This window comes from Streptomyces sp. NPDC058697 (assembly GCF_042715345.1).
Taxonomy (GTDB): Bacteria; Actinomycetota; Actinomycetes; order Streptomycetales; family Streptomycetaceae; genus Streptomyces; species Streptomyces liliifuscus.
This window is the reverse complement of record NZ_JBHXSU010000011.1, coordinates 262,655-281,058: the sequence shown is the minus strand read 5'-3', so window position 1 is coordinate 281,058 and position 18,404 is coordinate 262,655. Positions and strand designations below refer to the sequence as shown.

At 71.9% G+C, this 18,404-nt stretch carries 14 protein-coding genes; 4 read left to right on the top strand and 10 right to left on the bottom strand.

The features are described 5' to 3' along the window. Positions 1-17: 17 nt before the first annotated feature. Together ACFWXQ_RS26280 and ACFWXQ_RS26275 are read right to left on the bottom strand one after the other, a co-directional pair. A complete protein-coding gene (locus ACFWXQ_RS26280; protein ID WP_383955107.1) occupies positions 18-1,349 on the bottom strand; it encodes an ABC transporter substrate-binding protein in 1,332 nt (443 codons plus the stop codon). Between the two features lie 267 nt (positions 1,350-1,616). Then, complete coding sequence (locus ACFWXQ_RS26275; protein WP_383955105.1) at positions 1,617-2,738, bottom strand: ROK family protein; 1,122 nt, start codon at positions 2,736-2,738, stop codon at positions 1,617-1,619. Positions 2,739-2,994: 256 nt separating this feature from the next. Between ACFWXQ_RS26275 and ACFWXQ_RS26270 the strand changes: the two genes are divergently transcribed. Together ACFWXQ_RS26270 and ACFWXQ_RS26265 are read left to right on the top strand one after the other, a co-directional pair. Next, positions 2,995-3,936: an N-acetylglucosamine kinase gene (locus tag ACFWXQ_RS26270; RefSeq protein ID WP_386269293.1), complete on the top strand. Its 942-nt coding sequence runs from the start codon at positions 2,995-2,997 to the stop codon at positions 3,934-3,936. Positions 3,937-4,202: 266 nt separating this feature from the next. Beyond that, a complete protein-coding gene (locus tag ACFWXQ_RS26265; protein WP_383950282.1) occupies positions 4,203-6,065 on the top strand; it encodes a phosphatase PAP2 family protein in 1,863 nt (620 codons plus the stop codon). Between the two features lie 125 nt (positions 6,066-6,190). Here ACFWXQ_RS26265 and tgmB read toward each other — a convergent pair whose 3' ends face one another. Both tgmB and tgmA read right to left on the bottom strand, forming a co-directional pair. Further along, positions 6,191-7,180, bottom strand: a complete 990-nt coding sequence (gene tgmB / locus ACFWXQ_RS26260; protein ID WP_383950279.1) for an ATP-grasp ribosomal peptide maturase — start codon at positions 7,178-7,180, stop codon at positions 6,191-6,193. A 16-nt stretch (positions 7,181-7,196) separates the two neighbouring features. After that, positions 7,197-7,388: a putative ATP-grasp-modified RiPP gene (tgmA, locus tag ACFWXQ_RS26255; RefSeq protein WP_033325990.1), complete on the bottom strand. Its 192-nt coding sequence runs from the start codon at positions 7,386-7,388 to the stop codon at positions 7,197-7,199. A 510-nt stretch (positions 7,389-7,898) separates the two neighbouring features. Between tgmA and ACFWXQ_RS26250 the strand changes: the two genes are divergently transcribed. After that, positions 7,899-9,119 carry a serine hydrolase domain-containing protein gene (locus tag ACFWXQ_RS26250; RefSeq protein ID WP_383950277.1) on the top strand — a complete coding sequence of 407 codons (1,221 nt, stop codon included), beginning with the start codon at positions 7,899-7,901 and terminating at the stop codon, positions 9,117-9,119. A gap of 76 nt (positions 9,120-9,195) precedes the next feature. After that, entirely contained in the window at positions 9,196-10,995 is a 1,800-nt protein-coding gene (locus tag ACFWXQ_RS26245; protein WP_383950274.1) for a hypothetical protein, read from the top strand. A gap of 16 nt (positions 10,996-11,011) precedes the next feature. On the opposite strand, the gene ACFWXQ_RS26240 is transcribed toward ACFWXQ_RS26245, so the two are convergent. From ACFWXQ_RS26240 to ribA, 6 genes are all read right to left on the bottom strand, one after another. Further along, complete coding sequence (locus tag ACFWXQ_RS26240; protein ID WP_383950271.1) at positions 11,012-13,138, bottom strand: tetratricopeptide repeat protein; 2,127 nt, start codon at positions 13,136-13,138, stop codon at positions 11,012-11,014. A gap of 75 nt (positions 13,139-13,213) precedes the next feature. Beyond that, positions 13,214-14,392, bottom strand: a complete 1,179-nt coding sequence (locus tag ACFWXQ_RS26235) for a saccharopine dehydrogenase family protein (RefSeq protein WP_383950269.1) — start codon at positions 14,390-14,392, stop codon at positions 13,214-13,216. Further along, positions 14,385-15,446, bottom strand: coding sequence for a saccharopine dehydrogenase (locus ACFWXQ_RS26230; protein WP_383950266.1), 1,062 nt, complete (start codon positions 15,444-15,446; stop codon positions 14,385-14,387). Before ACFWXQ_RS26230 ends, ACFWXQ_RS26235 begins: the two co-directional genes overlap by 8 nt. Further along, entirely contained in the window at positions 15,443-16,597 is a 1,155-nt protein-coding gene (locus ACFWXQ_RS26225) for an NAD(P)/FAD-dependent oxidoreductase (RefSeq protein WP_383950264.1), read from the bottom strand. The genes ACFWXQ_RS26230 and ACFWXQ_RS26225 overlap by 4 nt, the downstream gene beginning before the upstream one ends. Then, positions 16,594-17,571 (bottom strand): ornithine cyclodeaminase family protein, encoded by a 978-nt coding sequence (locus ACFWXQ_RS26220; RefSeq protein WP_383950261.1) that lies wholly within the window; start codon positions 17,569-17,571, stop codon positions 16,594-16,596. Before ACFWXQ_RS26220 ends, ACFWXQ_RS26225 begins: the two co-directional genes overlap by 4 nt. Positions 17,572-17,711: 140 nt before the next feature. Beyond that, entirely contained in the window at positions 17,712-18,371 is a 660-nt protein-coding gene (gene ribA, locus ACFWXQ_RS26215; protein WP_383950258.1) for a GTP cyclohydrolase II, read from the bottom strand. Positions 18,372-18,404 lie beyond the last annotated feature (33 nt).

Here is an 18,404-nt window from a genome sequence, read left to right as displayed (position 1 = left end):
CGCCGGCCTCAGCGGAGCTACCCGCCCAGAATCCCCGACGCCTGATCGAAGAACTCACCGAGCTGCGCCTTGATCGACTTCTTGCCGAAGGCCACCGCGAGGTTCGACTGGAACAGCAGGTCCCAGATCTGGTCGGCCCCCTGCGGCGGCGGCACCGGCGCGGGCAGCGCGTTGGTCGCCTTCCCGACACGCTGGGAGATGTAGTCGGCGTTCTCCATGTTCAGCTTGTCCGTCGGGGTCAGGCCCGAGGCGATCAGATTGCGGGCCTTCTCCGTCGGCGGGATGCCGCGCAGCAGCTGCATGTCCTTGATCGCCGTCTCGTCCTGCGCGAAGAACGACATGATCTTGACGGAGTCGGCGACCTTCTTGCTGGCCTTGGTGGCGCTCAGCAGGACACCGCCGTTGACGAAGTTGCCTTCGCGGGCGCCGGACCAGTCGCCCTGCGGGGTGGGCAGGAAGTCCAGCTGCGCGTCGGTGATGGAGCCGCCCGCGCCGTAGATGCCGGAGTCGAAGCTGAACAGCGCCTTGCCGATGACGACCGCGTTCTTGGTGAGGTCGTTGTGCGCGGCCGAGGTGATGGCCGGCGGCGGGGAGGCGTTGGCCTTGCGCATGTCGGCCCAGAACTCCCACCACTCCTGGAGCGTGGCGGGGGTGAAGCCGAGCTTCTTGCCGTCGTCGGAGAAGAACGTCTCGCCCTTCTCGCGGGCGAAGACCTCGAAGCACTGGAGGGTGGAGCCGCCGCCGTCGTCGACGCCGTAGATCTTGCCGCCGCTCTTCTTGTAGACGTCCTGGGAGATCTTCTTCAGGTCGGCCCAGGTCCACTCGCGGTCGGGCAGCTTCAGGCCGAGCTTCTCCAGGCCGGTGCGGTTGACCGTGAGCTGGTTGACGCCGATGCCGGACGGGACGCCGTAGAGCTTGCCGTCGACGGTGCCGGCGGCGAGGAGCGTCTTGGAGAAGCCGGTGAGGTCAAGGCTCTTGCCGACGTAGGAGTCGATCGGAGCGAGGACTCCCTTGCGGGCGTACTGCGCGACCAGGGCGGTGTCCATCTGCAACAGGTCCGGGGCACTGCCGCCGGCGATGTTGGTGTTGAACTTGTCGAAGTACCCGTCGTACCCGGAGTAGGTCTCCCGGATCTTGATCTTCGAGTTCTTCTTCTGGAAGGCGGCCAGCGCCTTCTTGTAGGCCGCGTGCCGGTCGTCGCTGCCCCACCAAATCATGGTCAGGTCGCTGCTGGTGCTGCCGGCTCCGGTTCCTCCGCTGCAGGCGCTGAGCGCGCTGCCAAGCGCGCCTGCGACGGCGATACCGCTCGTGGTCCGGAGCAGAGTTCTGCGCGAGATCTGGTGACCCACCGGGTCCTCCTGGATGTGCGTTACGGATCCCCTGGCCGAACGAGCGGCTCGGGTCTTTTCCCTGGAGTACGCGTTCCTGCGCTCGGCCTCGCCCGGCCGCTGCGCACTGACGGATGGGGGTCCCCGGCCACTGAGGGCCGCAGTCGTACGAGCGCGCCCTCGTACGGCTGCCGTACGTCACGTACAGCGGGACGCCTCATCCAGAGCCGGGTCCCACCGGCCATGGAAAGCGCTTGTCCGGACATTGGCAGACCTACACGTAAGCCGTCAATGCTTCGCCCCCGTACCACCGGTCACGGTTTGACGTCCACGGGCCACGGCGAGTCGGCTCGCGCCCACCACCGTGCCGCTGTCGCCGACCGTGCTGCTGACCACCTCCGTGGGCCAGCTCAGCCGGCCCAGTTCGGCCCGTACACCTGGCAGGAGCTGCGGAAACGCGCCGGTGCCGCCACCCAGCACGATCAGTCCCGGGTCCAGTACGGCGGCCACGGCGGCGGCGAGCCGGCCCACCTCGGCGGCATGCAGAGCGACCACGGTGCGGGCCGTCGCATGGCCCTCCTCGGCCAGCGCGAAGAGGCGTTCGGCGGTAGCGGGACACGGGCCGTCGGCGCTCTGCCAGGCCTCCGCGGCCCGGCGCAGGAGGGACGGCGAACCTATGCGCTCCTCCAGGGCCTCGTGGCGCGGTTCGCGGCCGTCGTCCCAGGGGTAGGGCAGCCGGGCCACCTCACCGGCGGCGCCGTTCGCCCCGCGCAGCACCTGGCCGCCGATGACGACGCCCAGGCCGATGCCCACGCCGATCCGCAGATAGCCGAAGGTGTCGCGGCCCCGGGCGGCGCCCTCGTGCAGTTCGGCGAGCGCGGCGCAGTTGACGTTGTTCTCCAGGTGCACGGGAACACCCGGCGGCAGCGCGACGGCCACGGCGTCGAAGACCGGGCCCGCCTTCTCGGTCGCGGGGCGCATCCCGGCGCCCTCCCGGTCCTGTGCGGTGACATCGCCGACGGCGACGACGATGGCGCGCAAGGGCACTCCGGCCGGCAGCGTGTCGAGGACCTTGCGCACGGTGTCGGCGGCCTCCGGCCGGGTGCCGGTGCCCTCGGCCAGCAGCGTGCCGTCCAGGGCGCAGCCCCGCACCCGGGTCTGGGCGGGGCCGAGGTCGACGGCCAGCACGGTGCCGGCGGCAGGCCCGAGCCCGTAGACCGCGGCGGAACGGCCGGTGCCGCCGGAGACCGTGCCGGAGTGGGTGGCGAGGTCGGCGGTCTCCAGCTCCGCCACGGCCGAGGAGACGGTCGGCTTGGACAGGCGTGCGCCCGCCGCCAGCTGGGGGCGGGTGGCGGTGCCCGACTCGGCCAGCACGGCGAACACCGCGCGGGCACTCTCACTCAGGTTCATGGGCTCCCTCAGGTCATGCCGCGGCGATCCGGTCGCAATGGTTGTACGGCACCGGGATTCCGTACCCCTTGACGCACCCTACTTCGTTAGTTAACTTCCTAACGAACTCAAGCGGTACACGCCTGCCGCGCTCATCAGAAGCCCGTCCCGGGGCTTCCCGAGAACTCGTCCGAAGACACGATCGCTCGTGCCAAGACACGGTTCGCCCGCCGTTCGCTCCGCATGCGCGGTATCGCGCAACGACGAAAGAGGCTCCGTGCAGGACTCCACGCCCATCGCCGTCGGCATCGACGTGGGCGGCACGAAGACGCATCTCCGTGCGGAGGCCGGGGGAAACCCCGGCCCCGGGCAGAGTGCGGTCGCCGATCACCTGCGTATGAGCGTCGCCGATCACGTGCGTACGAGCAGGGGCTGGCGGCCGCACGATTCCGTGTCCGCCGCCGCGTGGCTGGCCGCACTGATCGACGAGGCGCTGCCCCAGGGCGCGCGCCCGAGCGCGGTGGCCGTCGGCGGGCACGCCTGCGAGACGCCTCGCCAGTGCGAGGAGATCCGCTCCGCACTCCACACTCTTCTCGGTGTCCCCTGCCTCGTCGTGGGAGATGCCGAACTCCTCGTGCCCGCCGCCGGTCTGGACAAGGGGGTCGGCCTCGTCGCCGGCACCGGTTCGGTCGCGGTGGGACGACTGCCCGGCGGCGACAGCGTCCAGGTCGGCGGCTGGGGCGCGGTGCTCGGCGACGAGGGCGGCTCGGCCGGTCTCGTACGCGAGGCCGCGCGGGCCCTCTGGGCGGCGCACGACCGCGGCGATCCGCCGGATGCCCTCGCGGCCCGGCTGACCGCCGCCTTCGACGTTCCCGAAGTCCCCGCGCTGGGCGCGGCGCTGGAGAGCGCGACCCAGCCGTCCGCCGAGTGGGGACGGCACGCGCCCAGTGTGTTCGCGGCGGCCGAGGACGGTTCGCCGCTCGCCCGTCGGGTGATCGCCGAGGGCGGCCGCGCGCTGGCGTCGCTCGTCATACGGCTCGCCGGGCGCGGGGTTCCCGTGGACGACGTGGTGGTGGGGGGCAGCACGGTGCTCGTCCAGCCGGCGCTGTACGAGGCGTTCACCGACGCGCTCGCCGAAGCGCTGCCGTCGGCGCGGCCCCGGCCGTTGCGCGTACCGCCGGTGGAGGGCGCCGTGGCCTTGGCCAGGTCCCTCCAGTGAGCCGACGCGGGCCGATCTCTTTCCCAGACCGTTGAGTTGACCGCTCCAAGGTGCACCCACGCGTTCAACTCTCGTTCAGAGACCCGGGTTCAGCTCACGTGATCAGTGCGAGTTCGTCGCATTCAGGTTCATCGCATTCAGGTTCATCGCTTTCGAGTTCATCACTTCGAGCTCGTTCCTCCCGTTGTGACTCCAGAAGGAGAGGCACCTCCATGCCCGGTGCGCACCCCCGTCCCCCTCGTGGCAGATCCGGTATCGACAGACGCATGTTCCTGCGGACCTCCGTGGGCGTCTCGGCCGGACTGGTCGCGGGCCCCGCCGTGGTGGCCTGGCCCGCCGCCACGGCCTCGGCCGCCACGAACGCGTCCGCTGCGTTCGTGGACTCGTACACCACGAACGTCATCGGCAACCTCACGTCCGAGACCAACGCGGCCGTGCACATCCTCGACGGCTTCGCGCGCATCTGGAAGACGGGTGCGGCCTGGAACACCGGCACGCCGCTGATGCCCGAGGTCCTGCGCGCCAACATGCGGTACTGCGCGCGCGTCACCCGGCGCCGCACGGACGCGGAGGCCCGGACGGCCTTCATCCAGGACCGCCAGCACCAGAGTTACGCGGTGATCGCCGGCCTGGGCCCGCTCGCCGGCCTCTACAGGAGCGGGGCGAAGGCCGTCACCGGGATCACCTCGGCGCCGGACGGCATCCCGGCGGGCAAGATCAACGACACCCTCCCGGCCGACGCGCCCGCGGGCTCCGCGCTGGGCGCCGGTTCCTACACCTCGGACCTGGGCAAGGTCGCCGAGCTGGTCGACACCGTGCGCGGCCCGTTCGCGTCGAGCAACCCCTCCAAGGTCGCCTACCAGTACCCGCGTCCGTGGCGCATGAACGAGGACAGCGAGGTCGTCCCCACCGGGCAGACCGACGAACAGGGCTTCCCCGTCTACGAGTCCGACGTCGTGGTCGTCCCGCAGCTGCTGAGGCAGCGCGGCTCCGACCCGGCCGACGACGGCGGCTTCTCCAGCGGCCACACGAACGCCTTCTATCTGGCGGCGCTGGCCATGGGGTACGCGGTCCCCGAGCGGTTCCAGGAGCTGGTGGCCCGCGCCTCCGAGCTCGCCCACACCCGCATCGTGGCGGGCATGCACAACACCGTGGACGTTATCGGCGGCCGGGTCCTCGCCACGGCCCTCGCGGCGGCGGCCCTCACCGACCCGAAGAACGCCGGCCTCAAGGCGGCGGCACGCGCCCAGGCCTCCGCGTACTTCCGGGCGAAGACGGACACGACCGCGGACACGCTGTACGCGTACGCGCACTCGGCGGGCCGGGACACCGACCCGTACGCGGACCGGTCGGCCAACTGGGCAGCGGTGGAGCCCCGGTTGACGTACGTGCTGCCCAAGCGGCACTCGCACGACCGCATGACCGTGCCGAAGGGCGCCGAGGTCCTGCTGGAGACGCGTCTGCCGTACCTCACGGCCGCCCAGCGGCGCGAGGTGCTGCGGACGACCGCGCTGCCCGCCGGTTACGTCCTGCTGGACGGCTTCGAGAAGTGGGGGCGGCTCAACCTCTTCGCAGCCGCCGACGGGTACGGGGCCTTCGACACGGACGTGCGCGTCACGCTGGACGCCGCCGCCGGTGGTTTCGGTGCCGCCGACACCTGGCGCAACGACATCGGCGGCCGGGGGGCGCTCGTCAAGCGCGGCAGCGGCACGCTGACGCTCACCGGCGACAACGAGTACTCCGGCGGCAGCACGGTGGAGGAGGGTGTCCTCGCGACCGGTTCGGCGGACGCGCTCGGCTGTGGTGACGTGCGGGTCAAGGGCGGGGCGCTGCGGGCGACTTCGCCGCTTCACGTGCGGGGGGTGTACGCCCAGGCGTCCGGCGCTGTTCTCGACGTGACGCTCGACGGGGATCGCTCGGCGGCTCTGAAAGTGAGTCGGCGTGTGCTGCTCGACCGGGGCAGTCGGCTTGTTGTTCGGCTGGACGGCTCCTATCGGCCGCGGCGGGGGGCCGTTCTTCCTGTGGTCGAGAGCCGGGTGCTGCAGGGGCGGTTCGAGAGCGTGACTGTGGACGGGGTCCGGGCCGAGCAGGTGTTCACGGGGCGTGGGTTGTCTGTGCGGGTTCCGTAGTCGCTTTTGGCGGAGCGCTCTGCCAGAGCGCTACGCTGGGACGTGGTGATTCATCTGCGGGCCGGTGGGGGCTTGTCGCGCAGTTCCCCGCGCCCCTGAAGGGGCGCGCCCCCGGCCCCGGTGTGTCAGTGGCCCTCCAGGAGCCAGGCTCTGCTGCCGTTGGTCGGGGGTGTGGGTGGGGCGGGGGCTGAGAGCCAGTCGGCGACCGTGCGGGCGATGGGCTGGCCGGAGTCGATCTGTATGAATCCGAACTGGCCGGACTGGTTGCACTCCAGGAACCACCACATGCCCTCGGCGTCCTCGGCGAAGTCGAAGGCGCCGTAGGCCAGTTGGGCGTCCCTGAGATAGGTCACCACGGAGGCGGCGATGCGTGACGGCACATCGACGGGGCGCCAGGGAGCGTCGGAGGTGGCGAACCGTACGTCCACCTCGTCGGGGTCGGCGTCCGGGTCGACCGCCTTTCGGGCGGCGTGGATCCGGTCGCCGACACAGGTCAGCCTGATGTCGGCCCGCTTGGCCACCCGCCGTTGGAGCAGGGTCGGGCCGTAGGCGACGGCCGCGAAGTCCGCGTCGGGCGCGACCCTGCTGGTCGGGACCGCCCGGGGCGGTTCCTGCGGGTGCGCTCCCGAGACGGGCTTGACCACCAGATCCGGGAAGCGGTCCGCGAAGTCACGGGCCGCCTGCGGGAACGTGGTGATCAGCGTGGCGGGTACGGGAAGACGGCTGAGCTGGGCCAGGTGGAGCTGCCAGGGCTTGTGCCGGGCCCGCCGGGCCGCGTCGGGGTGGTTCATCCAGCGCGCGTCGGTGGAGCGCAGCATGCCGTAGAGCGCCTGGGCGGACTCCTCCGTCAGCCAGTCGGAGGGCTCGGCGACCCGGCTCGCGGGCACACCGGGCCTGCGGACCCAGACGGACCGCAACCCGTTCATGCTCACCAGCCGGCCGCCGACGGACAGATGCCCGCGGAAGACGCCGTGCACGTACTCCCCCGACAGGGCCACGGCGCCCGGCAGGTCCGCGGGGTCGAGGCGGACGACAGGCACCCCCGTCCCGTCGAGTTCGGCCACCACCATGTCCGCGGTCACATCCTGTTCGCACGTCAGGATCAGAACCGTCATCGTTACGGGTCCGGCTTCAGTCGTCGAAGTGGGTCTTCGAGCCTGCCGTGGAGGTGGTGGCCCCCAACTCACGCAACACGGCGTAGTCATGAGCGGCGAGCCGCCCGTCCGGGAGCACGTTCAACTGCAGTCTGGAGTCATAGGCATACGGAACGCTGACCTCCAACTGCTGGGCCGGACGGGCGTAGTTGAGCGCGAACGGTCGCATCGGTTCTCCTTGCTCGGTGCGAACCCGGTGAAGCGGATCGTGACGCTCCGGCGTCACGTCGCCTGACAGGTTTGCAGGGCTTCCACGGAGATATACGAATCGAACAGGCGAATGGTTGCCTCACGCAGCGTAGTCATCGGACCAGTACGGTCCGTGACGTGATCCGACCGGGCCGATCCTGCGTGCATGGGGCAGCCATTCGCCTCTTATGACGCACGTCCGGGGGTTACGGATCCGGGGTCGAGCCGCAGTTCAGCGCACTGGCGCACACCTTCACCCTTCGAACGCCTCGCGCGCCCTTGAGGTGCCCCGGGTCCGGCGGCGCCTGGGCGCGCCGGACCACGGGTCGTCGAACATGTCCGGCCGTGGCCATGAAATCCATTCGGAGGACACCCCCCTCACGGCTACTCTCGTAGCGCTTTCCGATCTCCCCGCCCTGTTGCCGACCTCTTGCCGCAGTCCCCTTCCAACCCGTTTCCGCCCTTTCCGACTGTCAACCGGAGGCAGACCATGGATCAGTTGCAGCAAGAAGTGGATCCGGTCGAGGTCGGTCTCGATCCGATGGCGCTGGACCGTCTCGACCGGTTCTACGCCCGTCGCGTGGACGACGGCCTGCTTCCCGGGTACCTCGTTTCCGTGGCTCGTCACGGCCGTGTCGCACATCTCACGTCGTACGGTCTGCGCGACCGGGAGGCCGGCGTTCCGGTCACCGCGGACACCGTGTGGCGGCTCTACTCGATGACCAAGCCGGTGGCGTCCGTCGCCGCGCTGATGCTCCACGAGGAAGGCCTGCTCGACCTCGACGATCCCGTCTCCCGCCATCTGCCGGCCTTCGCGGACCCGCAGGTCTACGAGAGCGGCACGGGCGACGACATCAGGACCCGCCCGGCCGAGGGTCCCGTCCTGGTCCGGCACCTCCTGACCCATACCGCCGGCATGACCATCGGCGCGTACCGCACGCACCCCGTGGACGCCCTCTACCTGGCGGCCGGCATCGAGACCACGGCGCCGAAGGACGCGGACCTCGCCGAGGCCTGCGAGGTGTACGCGGGTCTGCCGCTCCAGTTCGAGCCGGGGACCGAGTGGAACTACTCGCTCGCGACCGATGTGGTCGGGCGGCTCATCGAGGTGGTGACGGGCCGGCCGCTCGACGCGTTCCTCTCCGAACGGCTCTTCGCTCCGCTCGGGATGACGGACACCGGCTTCTGGGCCTCCGGCGAGCGGGCGGACCGGCTGGCCGTCCTCTACCAGGAGAACGAGGACGGCGGGATCGCGCCGATCCCGGGCCCGCCGGTGCACGAGCGCCCGCGGCTGCTCTCCTGCGTCAGCGGGCTGGTGGGGACGGCCCGCGACTACCACCGCTTCATGGAGTTCCTCCGCCGGCGCGGCGAACTCGACGGCGTGCGGCTGCTGTCCCCCGCGACCGTGGACGACATGACCGCCAACCACCTCCCCACCGACCTCCACGCCTTCGGCAGCAAGCCGATCCACGGCCAGCCGGGCAACGCGGGCCTCGGCTTCGGCCTCGGCGTCTCGGTCGTGATGGACGCGGACCGCACGGAGTCCCCGGAGAGCGAGGGGTCCTACGGCTGGAGCGGGGCGGGCGGTACGACCTTCTGGGTCGACCCGCGCAACGATCTCACCGTGCAGCTCATGACACAGGTGCGGCCTGCGGGGATGCTCTCCTTCCACGAACTGAAGGGGTTCGTGAACGAGGCGCTCGGCGGCTGAGGAGAGCCCGGCGGGTCATTGACTATCGTTGCCCGACCACACGGCCCAGGGGCCTGGGACTTCGGGAGGGCGCCAGATGGACGCGGGGCGGGACGGCTGGATACGGGTGCCGGTCGGGGACGACGCGGCTCGCTGGGCGACGCGGGCCGACAGCAGGCCCGTGCTGCTCGTCGTGCACAACGTCACCGCGGCGACGCGGCTCCTGGACGTCCTGCCGCTGTTCCACGACGACCTGCGGGTGCAGCTCCTCGCGACGACTCCCGGATCGTCCGCGTTCCGCGCGGGTCTCGCGGAGCTGTTCGCCAAGGTCGATGTGCCCGTGGTGCCGTGGGAACAGGCGGTTCGCCTGCCGGTGAAGCTGGCGATATCGGCCAGCTTCGGCGGCCACCTGGCCGTGCTTTCATGCCAATTGACCATATTGTCCCATGGGGTTGGCTACACTAAGAAACTGGCGACACCGGGAGCCGGGAGCCGGGAGCCGGGAGCCGGGAGCCGGGAGCCGGGAGCCGGGAGCCGGGAGCCGGGAGCCGGGAGCCGGGAGCCGGGAGCCGGGAGCGTGCCTGTGTTCGGGCTGTCCCGGGAGTGGCTGCTCGACGAGGACGGGGCGCCTGTCGTGGACGCGCTGGTGCTGTCCCACCCCGAGCAGCTGGAGCGGCTGCGGGCGGCCTGTCCCGAGGCGGTGCACACGGCGGTCCTCGCCGGAGACCCCTGCTTCGACCGCGTCCTGGCGGCGCGCGGGCATCGCGAGCGGTACCGGCGGGCCCTCGGCGCACACCCCGGCCAGCGGCTGGTGCTCCTCAGCTCCACCTGGCACACGGAGTCGTTGTTCGGTGACGGCCGTGACGACCTCCTGCCCGCGCTCCTCCCCCGGCTGACCTCCGACCTCCCCGCCGACGAGTACCGCGTCGCGGCCGTCCTCCACCCCAACATCTGGTACGGGCACGGCCCCGGCCAGATCCGTATCTGGCTGGACCGCGCCCGCCGGGCCGGCCTCACCCTGGTCGACCCCATCGACGGCTGGCGGCAGGCGCTGCTCGCCGCCGACGCGGTGATCGGCGACCACGGCTCGGTGACCTACTACGCCGCCGCGCTCGGCACCCCCGTACTCCTGGGCGCGGCGCCCCTGGCCGCGCTCGACCCCGACGCACCGATCTTGGACTTCGTACGGGACGCGCCCCGGCTCGACCCCACGGCTCCCCTGCGCCCGCAACTGGACACGCTGATGTCCGAGCACCAACCCCTCCCGGGCCCGGCGGAGTTCACCACCTCGCACCCCGGCGAATCGGCGGCCCGGCTGCGCCGTCTCCTCTACGGACAGCTGGGCCTGCCCGAGCCGGACGGACTCGCCCTCCTCGAACCACTCCCCCTGCCACCGTACGAACCCCCGTCCCGTACCGCCCCGTTGAGGGTACTGACATGGCTGCGGGGCTCGGGCGAGGTCGCGGTGGAGCGGTACGCCGACCCACGATCGGGGCTGCCCGGCGACGGCGAGGTCCACCTGGCCGTGCACGAGGACACCCGGGACCCGGCCCAACTCGCCATCGCCGACGTGGTGTTCCGCGAGGGCTCCGCCACCGATCCCCGTTTCGGCTCCCCGGACCGGTGGACGGCCGAGACCCTTCTACGTCACCCGCACAGCGCCCTGGCGGCGTTCGTGACCTCACCCACCGCATGCACGGTGCGCACCCGCGACGGCCAACTCCTCCGCCTCACAGGCGAATCGGCCGCCGACCCCGCCGTATACGCCTCCGCTCTGCACGCCTGGCTCGCGGCGGGCAAGGCGGTGGAGGAGCTGATCTCCGAAGGCCTGACCGTCCGGACCGGCGCGGCCGTCCACCCCGTACGGGTCACCTCCGTACGGGTCACTTCTGAATGAGTCACTCCTGTATGAGTCACTCCGGCCTGACGGCGGCGACGCACCGCTCCCGCAGCGCCCGCAGATACGCGAGGTGATACTCGGCCTTCTCTGCAGCGAGCGCGGCGATCGCCTCGTCGACGAGGGGCAGCGCGGCCGCGAACTCCTCGCCGTCCAGGCGGGTTTCGGCGAGGTCGGTGAGGGTGCGCGCCCTGTTGTAGGCCTCGCCGCTCTCCCGGAAGAACGCCAGCGCCCGCTCCAGCCTCTCGCGCGCCTCGGCCCGTCGCTGAAGCCCGCGCAGCGCCCGCCCCCGGTGCCGTTCCAACAGGGCCAGGGCACGCGGCAGATCACGGGCGCCCTCGTCCTCGGGACCGATCCCTCCGTAGATCCCGTACGACTCCTCGAAGCAGTCGTACGCCTCCTGGAACCGCCATTGCCTCAGCCGGAGCAGCCCCAGGAACTCGACGGCGGAGGCGTGTCCGCGCGGATGCCCTGCGGACCGCTCGTCCCGGGCCGCGGCGAAGGCCTCCCGCTCCGCCTCGTCCCAGAGACGCAACTCGGTGAGGGCGTGGGCGAGTTGGGCATGCAGCGCCCCTGCCTCGCGGGTGCCGGGGAACCGCTCGTCGGCCGCCCGTACGGCGATGCGCAGCGCGGGCAGCAGGACGTCGTGATGACCGGCCTTGAGCTGGAGCGGCCAGAGCGCCCTGCCGAGCCGTACGACGGTGTCCGCGTCCCCGAACTCGTCGGCGAGGCCCATCACGCGCACCAGGTTGCCCGTCTCGTCGGCGAGCGAGTCGAGTGCCGCGCCCCGGTCGGCGTACGGCACGGCATCCGCCCCGGCGGGCAGCTCCGGAATCCGCCAGCTCTCCGGCAGTACCGCCCGTGCCGCGCTCACGGCCGAGAGCAGGTAGCCCTCGATGGTCCGGTTCATCGCGGCCGAGCAGGCGACGATCCCGTCCTCGCGCGCCGCGGCGGCCTCGGCGTGTGCACGTACGCCCTCGCGGTAGCGGTAGCGTCCGTCGCCGACCCGCTCCAGGAGCATGACTTCGGCGAGTTCCGCCAACCACCCCTCCGCCTCGGCCGGTTGGAGGCCGGCGGCCCGTGCGGCTCCCGTCGCGTCGAGCGCGGGCAGATCGCACAGCGCGGCCAGCCGGTAGAGCCGTGCCGCACCGGGTCCCAGCAGCCGGTACGAGTCCTCGGCGGCGGCGCGTACGGGATCGGTCTCGGGGGACACGGCAGGGGCCTCCGGCGCGGTTGCGGAGAGACGGGGCACTGCGGCCTTGATGGCGTACGGCGAACCGGCGCACCGGGCCAGCAGGGACGGCACCGTGGCGCGGGCGGCCGCGAGGGCGGACTTGTCCACGAGGGCGGCCAGCAGCCGCTCCGAGTCCCGCTCGGTGAGGGGCCCCACCGGAATCGACAGGGCGTCGAGACCCGTCAGACGATGCCGGGCGCCGACGATCGTGAACACCTCGGGCGCCGAGCCGGTCACCGGCTCCACCTGGGCGGCGGACCGCGCGTGGTCGAGGATGACCAGCAGTCGCCGGTCGGCCGCGTACCGGCGGAAGAGCTCCTGCCGCTCGGCGAAGCCCGGCGGCAACTCCTCGTCCGGCAGGCCGAGTTGCCGCAGGACCTCGGCGAGCACGCGCGCCGCGTCGAGGGGCGTGCCGGTGCCGCCGCCGCTCAGGTCCACATGGATCTGGCCGTCCGGGAACCGCTCGGCCGCCCGTACGCCCCAGTGGGTGGCGAGTGTGGTGACACCCATGCCCTCCGGCCCGTACAGCAGGGCGAGCCGGGGCCGGCCGTCGGCCTTGCGCCGGGCCTCCTCGTCGAGCCGCTTCAGCGCGTCCCGCCGGTCGGTGAAGGACCGTATGGACGGGGGCAGACAGGGCCGCCCGACCGTGCCGCCGGGCGGCCGTACTCCGCCCGCGAACTCGGCCCAGGCGCGGGCGAGTCGGGGATCACCGAGCACCCCCTCGTGCACGACCCGTGCCACGGCCTCGACCTCGGCGGGGTTCGCGGGCGCGGCCACCTCACGCCCGGCGATCCTCCGTACGAGCCCGCCGGCCGACTCCCAGGCCCACTTCCCGGCCTCGTTGGCCATCCCGGAGCCCACAGCCCCGAGCACACCCGCCACGGCGGCCACCGACATGGGCTCCAGCATCCCGCACTCCCCGTTCCCGACGCCCTGAAGGATCAACCGTAGCGGCAGGTCGCGTCCGGAGTGCCCGCCCGGACGTCAGGAGGGCTCCCCCGTCCGCAGCGTGAAGTCGACGCCGTCGCTGGCCAGTTCGGCGAGCCAGTCCTCGGACCCTTCGGCCGTCTCCGCCGCCCGGTTGAGGCCGGGCGGCAGGTCGTCGCCGAGGATCCGGCGCACCCCGAGCGCCAGTGTCCGCGACACGCACCGCGCCATCGCGCTCTCCTCCGCGTCTCCCTCCAGGTCCAGCAGGTAGCGGCCCGACCAGGTGCGGTCCGAACCGTCGCGTACGTCCAGGGACACGGCGAGGACCACGCGGTCACGGTCGGCGTCCGTGGTCGGGTAACGGGCCGCCAACTCCTGGGCGAGGGCGGCGATTCGACGGTCGTCGCCCTGGCGGAGTTCCGCGAAGACCGGCTGCCAGGCGTCGAGCCAGCCGTCGAGGCGGAGGGTGCCTCGGACGAAGGTCTGGGGCTTCCAGGCCGGGGGCAGTCCGTACTGGTCGACAAAGGGGAGGCTGTCGCGGTTGGGGTAGACCTCGAACGGTTCGCCGTCCACCACATGGGGGCGCGTGACCTCCCAGGGACGCGGGGCCGTGGTCTCGGCGCCTGCCTCGATGTAACGGGCGGGCGAGCGCAGGGCGTTGAGGACGCCCGCCGGGGCCCAGCTGAAGCGGTACCTGAAATCGTTCGGGACGGCCGGGATGCCGCCGCAGTACGAGGTGAGGCTCACTTCGGCGACCGTGTCGGCGCCGATCTCCGCGCGGGCCCGGGCGATGAGGCTGTGGGCGAAGAGGTGGTCGATGCCCGGGTCGAGGCCCGCCTCGGTGAGGACGACGACACCGGCGGCCCTGGCGGCGGGGACCTGGTCCAGGACCGCTTCCGAGACATAGCTGGAGCAGGCGAAGTGGGCCTCGCGGCTCACACACGCGGCGAGCAGCCCCGCGTGTTCGGGGGCCGGCAGCATCGAGACCACGACGTCGCCGGGCGCGAGTTCCGCCGTCAGGGCCGGGAGCGTGTACGCGCGGGGCTCGGCGCGGCCGGTGAGGCCGAGCGTCTCCAGGCTCTGGGCGGCCCTCTCCTCCGTGCGGTGCCACAGACGTACGCGGTCGGCCGCGTCACACAGCGCGGCGAGCCCGCTGCCGGTGGACAGGCCCGCGCCGATCCAGTGGACGGTACCGGAGGCGGGGACGCCGGCAGGTTGGGCGGCGGTGTCAGGCATCGCGGAACTCCCCTTGTGTCAGGCCGAGTTCACGGCAGGTCTCGTGGAACCGGTCCAGGTCGCGTCCCCACGCCCCGGCCACCCCGAACTCCAGGAGCTGTGGCGTCAGCGCCGCAGAGAAGTCCGCGCTCGCCTCCTTGGGCAGCAGGGACGGCAGGTTGTCGATGGCGATGAGGTCGAGGGCGGGCCGCTCGTGCAGGCGCCGCACGGGGTCGGTCCAGTCCGTGACCGTGTCGTAGACCGGCAGGACGTTGTAGGGGGAGCCGACGTCACAGGTCACGTCGCACACCGTGCGCAGCCGGCGGCCCGGCTCTTCCAGGTCCTTGTCCGTGAGGAAGGGGGTGCTCGGCCCGGTGGTGAGCACGGTGTTCACCATCAACTCGTGCTCCAGCAGGGCCCCTCGGTCCAGGTCGCGGGTCTCGGCGAGGTCCCAGCAGGTGGGGTCGAGCCCTGCCTCGGCGAGCGCCACGCGCGCACCGCGTCCGGAGCGGCCGAGCGCGCCGATCACCAGCGAGGCGAAATCGGAGTCACCCAGGGCCGGTTGGAGTTCGGCGTCCAGTTCCTCCTTGGAGGTCGGCCGCAGAGGAGCGCTCAGCCTGCCCCGGTGGTGCAGTACCGCGAGGGCCGCGCCCACATAACCCGCCCAGTAGCCGAAGGCGGCGAGCCTGCGGCCGTTGTCGTCCACCAGGTACTCCAGGTCGAACAGCGCCCCTCCCCCGGCGACGAACCGGCGCAGCAGCGCCTCCGCTCCGGGCTGCGCCTTGTACGCGTGCCCGAAGAAGACATGGCGGTGCCTCAACTCGTCTGGCCCGTCCGGGAGTTCCTTGAGTCCGACGATCACCGCGTCCGCCGGGGCGCCGACCCAGGAGCCCGCCTCGACGACACGGCCGCCCGCCTCCTCGTACGCCCCGGTCGGGTAGACCCGCTGCGGGGAGTCCTCGACGGTGAGCGTCACGCCGTTCTCGACGAGCCGTCGGGCGTCGGACGGCACGATCGGGGTGCGCCGCTCGGTCGTACGGGTCTCGTGGCGCAGCCACAAGTGGAGCTCGGTCATACGCAGTTGACCTCCGGTCTCAGGGCATCGGCGGCGAACCGTTCGGCACGCAGCGGGGTGATGTCGACGAAGGGATCATGCCCCAGGAAGAGATCACGGACGACCTCGCCCACGGCGGGCCCCTGAAGGAAGCCGTGCCCCGAGAACCCGGTCGCGTACAGGAAGCGGGAGACCGAACTCGCCTCGCCGATCAGCGCGTTGTGGTCGGGGGTGATCTCGTACAGGCCCGCCCAGCCGCCCGTCCTGCGCAGGTCGAGGAGGGTGGGTGCGCGGTGCTCCATGGCCTCGCAGAGGCGGGGGATCCAGCGGTCGTGGGTCTCGGTGGCGAAGCCCGTGGTCTCGTCCGGGTCGGACATGCCGACGAGGAGGCCCGGGCCCTCGGTGTGGAAGTACAGGCTGCTGGTGAAGTCGATGGTCATGGGCAGGCCGGGCGGGAGGTCCGGGACCGGTTCCGTGACGGCGATCTGGCGGCGCAGCGGCTCCACCGGGAGGTCCACGCCGGCCATCGCGCCGACGGCCCGGGACCAGGCGCCCGCAGCGCAGACGACGGCCGGCGTGTCGATCCGGCCCAGCGCGGTGACGACGGCCGTGATGTCGTCGCCGCGCGTCTCGATGCCGGTGACCTCGCAGTGGCGTACGACCTCGACGCCGTGGCGGCGGGCGGCGGCCGCGTATCCGTGCACCACGGCCTCGGGTGTGCAGTGGCCGTCGTCCGGGGAGAAGGCGGCGGCCAGCAGTCCGTCGGTGGTGATCAGCGGCGAGAGGCGGCGCGCCTCGGCCGGGTCCAGCATGCGGCTGGGCACACCGAGTCCGTTCTGCAGCCGCACCCCGGCCTCGAACGCCTCGACCTCCTCCGGTGTGGACAGCAGGAAGAGGTAGCCGACGCGGTGCAGTCCGATGTCGTGGCCCGTCTCTTCGCCGAAGCGGGCGAACGCCTCCAGGCTGCGCGCGCCCAGCTGGATGTTGAGCTCGTCGGAGAACTGTGCGCGCACTCCGCCCGCGGCTCGCGAGGTGGACCCGGACGCGAGTTCGTCCCGCTCGACGAGCACCACGTCCGGCACTCCGGCCCGTGCCAGGTGGTACGCGATGCTCGTGCCCATCACCCCGCCGCCGATGACGACGACCCCCGCGCGTCCGGGAACACCGGTCATGAGCGCACCCCCTGGTCGCGGGCGGCGTCGATGACGGCCCAGGCCGCGGCGGCGTCCTGGATGCCGATGCCGACGCTGTTGTAGTAGACGATGTCCCGCTCGGTCGTACGTCCCTCGCGGCGGCCGGTGAGTACCTCGCCGAGCGGGATCAGGTCCTGGCGGCCGAGCGTTCCGGCGCGCAGTGCGTCCACTACCGGTCCGGCGTGTTCGGCCGCGGTCTCGGGGTCGTCGACGACGACGGCGGCGGACCGTCGTACGACCTCGGTGTCGACCTCGCTGCGGCCGGGTTCGAAGGATCCGACGCTGACGACCGTGCAGCCCGGCGCGAGCCACTCGCCCCGGACGACGGGCGTGCTGCTGAGCGTGCAGGCTGCGACCATGGGCAGCCCGGCCACGGCTTCCTCGGCCGAGTCGACGGCCTTGACGGGGATGCCGAGTTCGGCCGCGAGGAGCCGGGCCGCCCGTGCTCTGCGGTCCGGGGACGGGCTCCAGATCCGTACGGCTCTCAGGTCCCTGACCCGGGCGACGGAGCGCGCGTGCGCGAGGGCCTGGGTGCCGGAGCCGATCAGGCCCAGTTCGGCGGCGTCGGGCGTGGCGAGTGCGTCGAAGGCCACGGCACTGGCCGCGGCCGTGCGCAGGGTCGTCACCGTCGTGCCGTCCATGACGGCGACGAGCTGCCCGGTGACCGGGTGGAGCGCGTTGATCACGGCGTGGATCGTCGGCAGTCCGGCGGCCGCGTTGCCCGGGTTGACGCTGCCGATCTTGGCGACGGCCCCGGTGTCGGCGGACAGCCGCGCGAGGTAGGCGAACACGACACTGTCGTCGAACCCGCTCGGATGCATGATCTTGCCGGGCAGCTCGGCGGTGCCGTCGCCCAGCGCCGTGAAGGCGGCCCGCTGGGACCGGATCGCCGTGTCGGTGTCGAGCAGGGCGGCCACCTGGTCGCGGGAGAGGTGGAGGACGTCGTCGGTCATCCCTCTTCCCTTCCCCTGTCCGCGCGGATGTCACCGCGGCCGGGGCGTCCGGGTGACGCTCCTCCTGATCACACCGCTGCCCGGCCCCGCGCGCCACTGGGGACGCGTGGCGCGCGGGACGGCCAGGTCATTCAGGCGGATCAGACGCGGTGACCCACGACTGCGTCCAGGTGCGGCAGGTCGTGGTCCAGGCGCTCCCGCTTGGTGCGCAGATAGGTGATGTTGTCCTCGCAGGGCGGGATCAGCAGCGGGACCTGCGCGTCGACCTTGATGCCGTTGCGGAGCAACGCCTCGCGCTTGCGCGGGTTGTTGGACAGCAGTCTCACGGAGCGGACGTCGAGGTCGTGCAGGATCTCCGCGGCCACGCCGTAGTCGCGGGCGTCCACGGGCAGCCCGAGCGCGAGGTTCGCCTCGACGGTGTCGAGGCCCTCCGACTGGAGCTTCATCGCCTGGAGCTTGGCGAGCAGGCCGATACCGCGGCCCTCGTGGCCCCGCAGATAGATGAGGATGCCGCGACCCTCGGCCACGATCTCCCGCAGTGCGGTGGACAGTTGAGGACCGCACTCGCAGTGCCGGGACCCGAAAGCGTCACCGGTGAGGCACTCGGAGTGCAGCCGGGTGAGCATTCCGTCTTTCTGGATGTCACCGAAGACCAGAGCCACTTGTTCGTCTCCGCGGGTACGGTCCAGGTAGCCGACGGCCTGGAAATCGCCGTACACCGTGGGCAGCGGGGCATTCACGACCCGCTCGACACCGGCGGAGTGGGCTTTCCCGGCGAGTACGCCATCTATTTCTGTCATGATTCTGGTTCCTAAGCAGAGACGAAAGGTCGC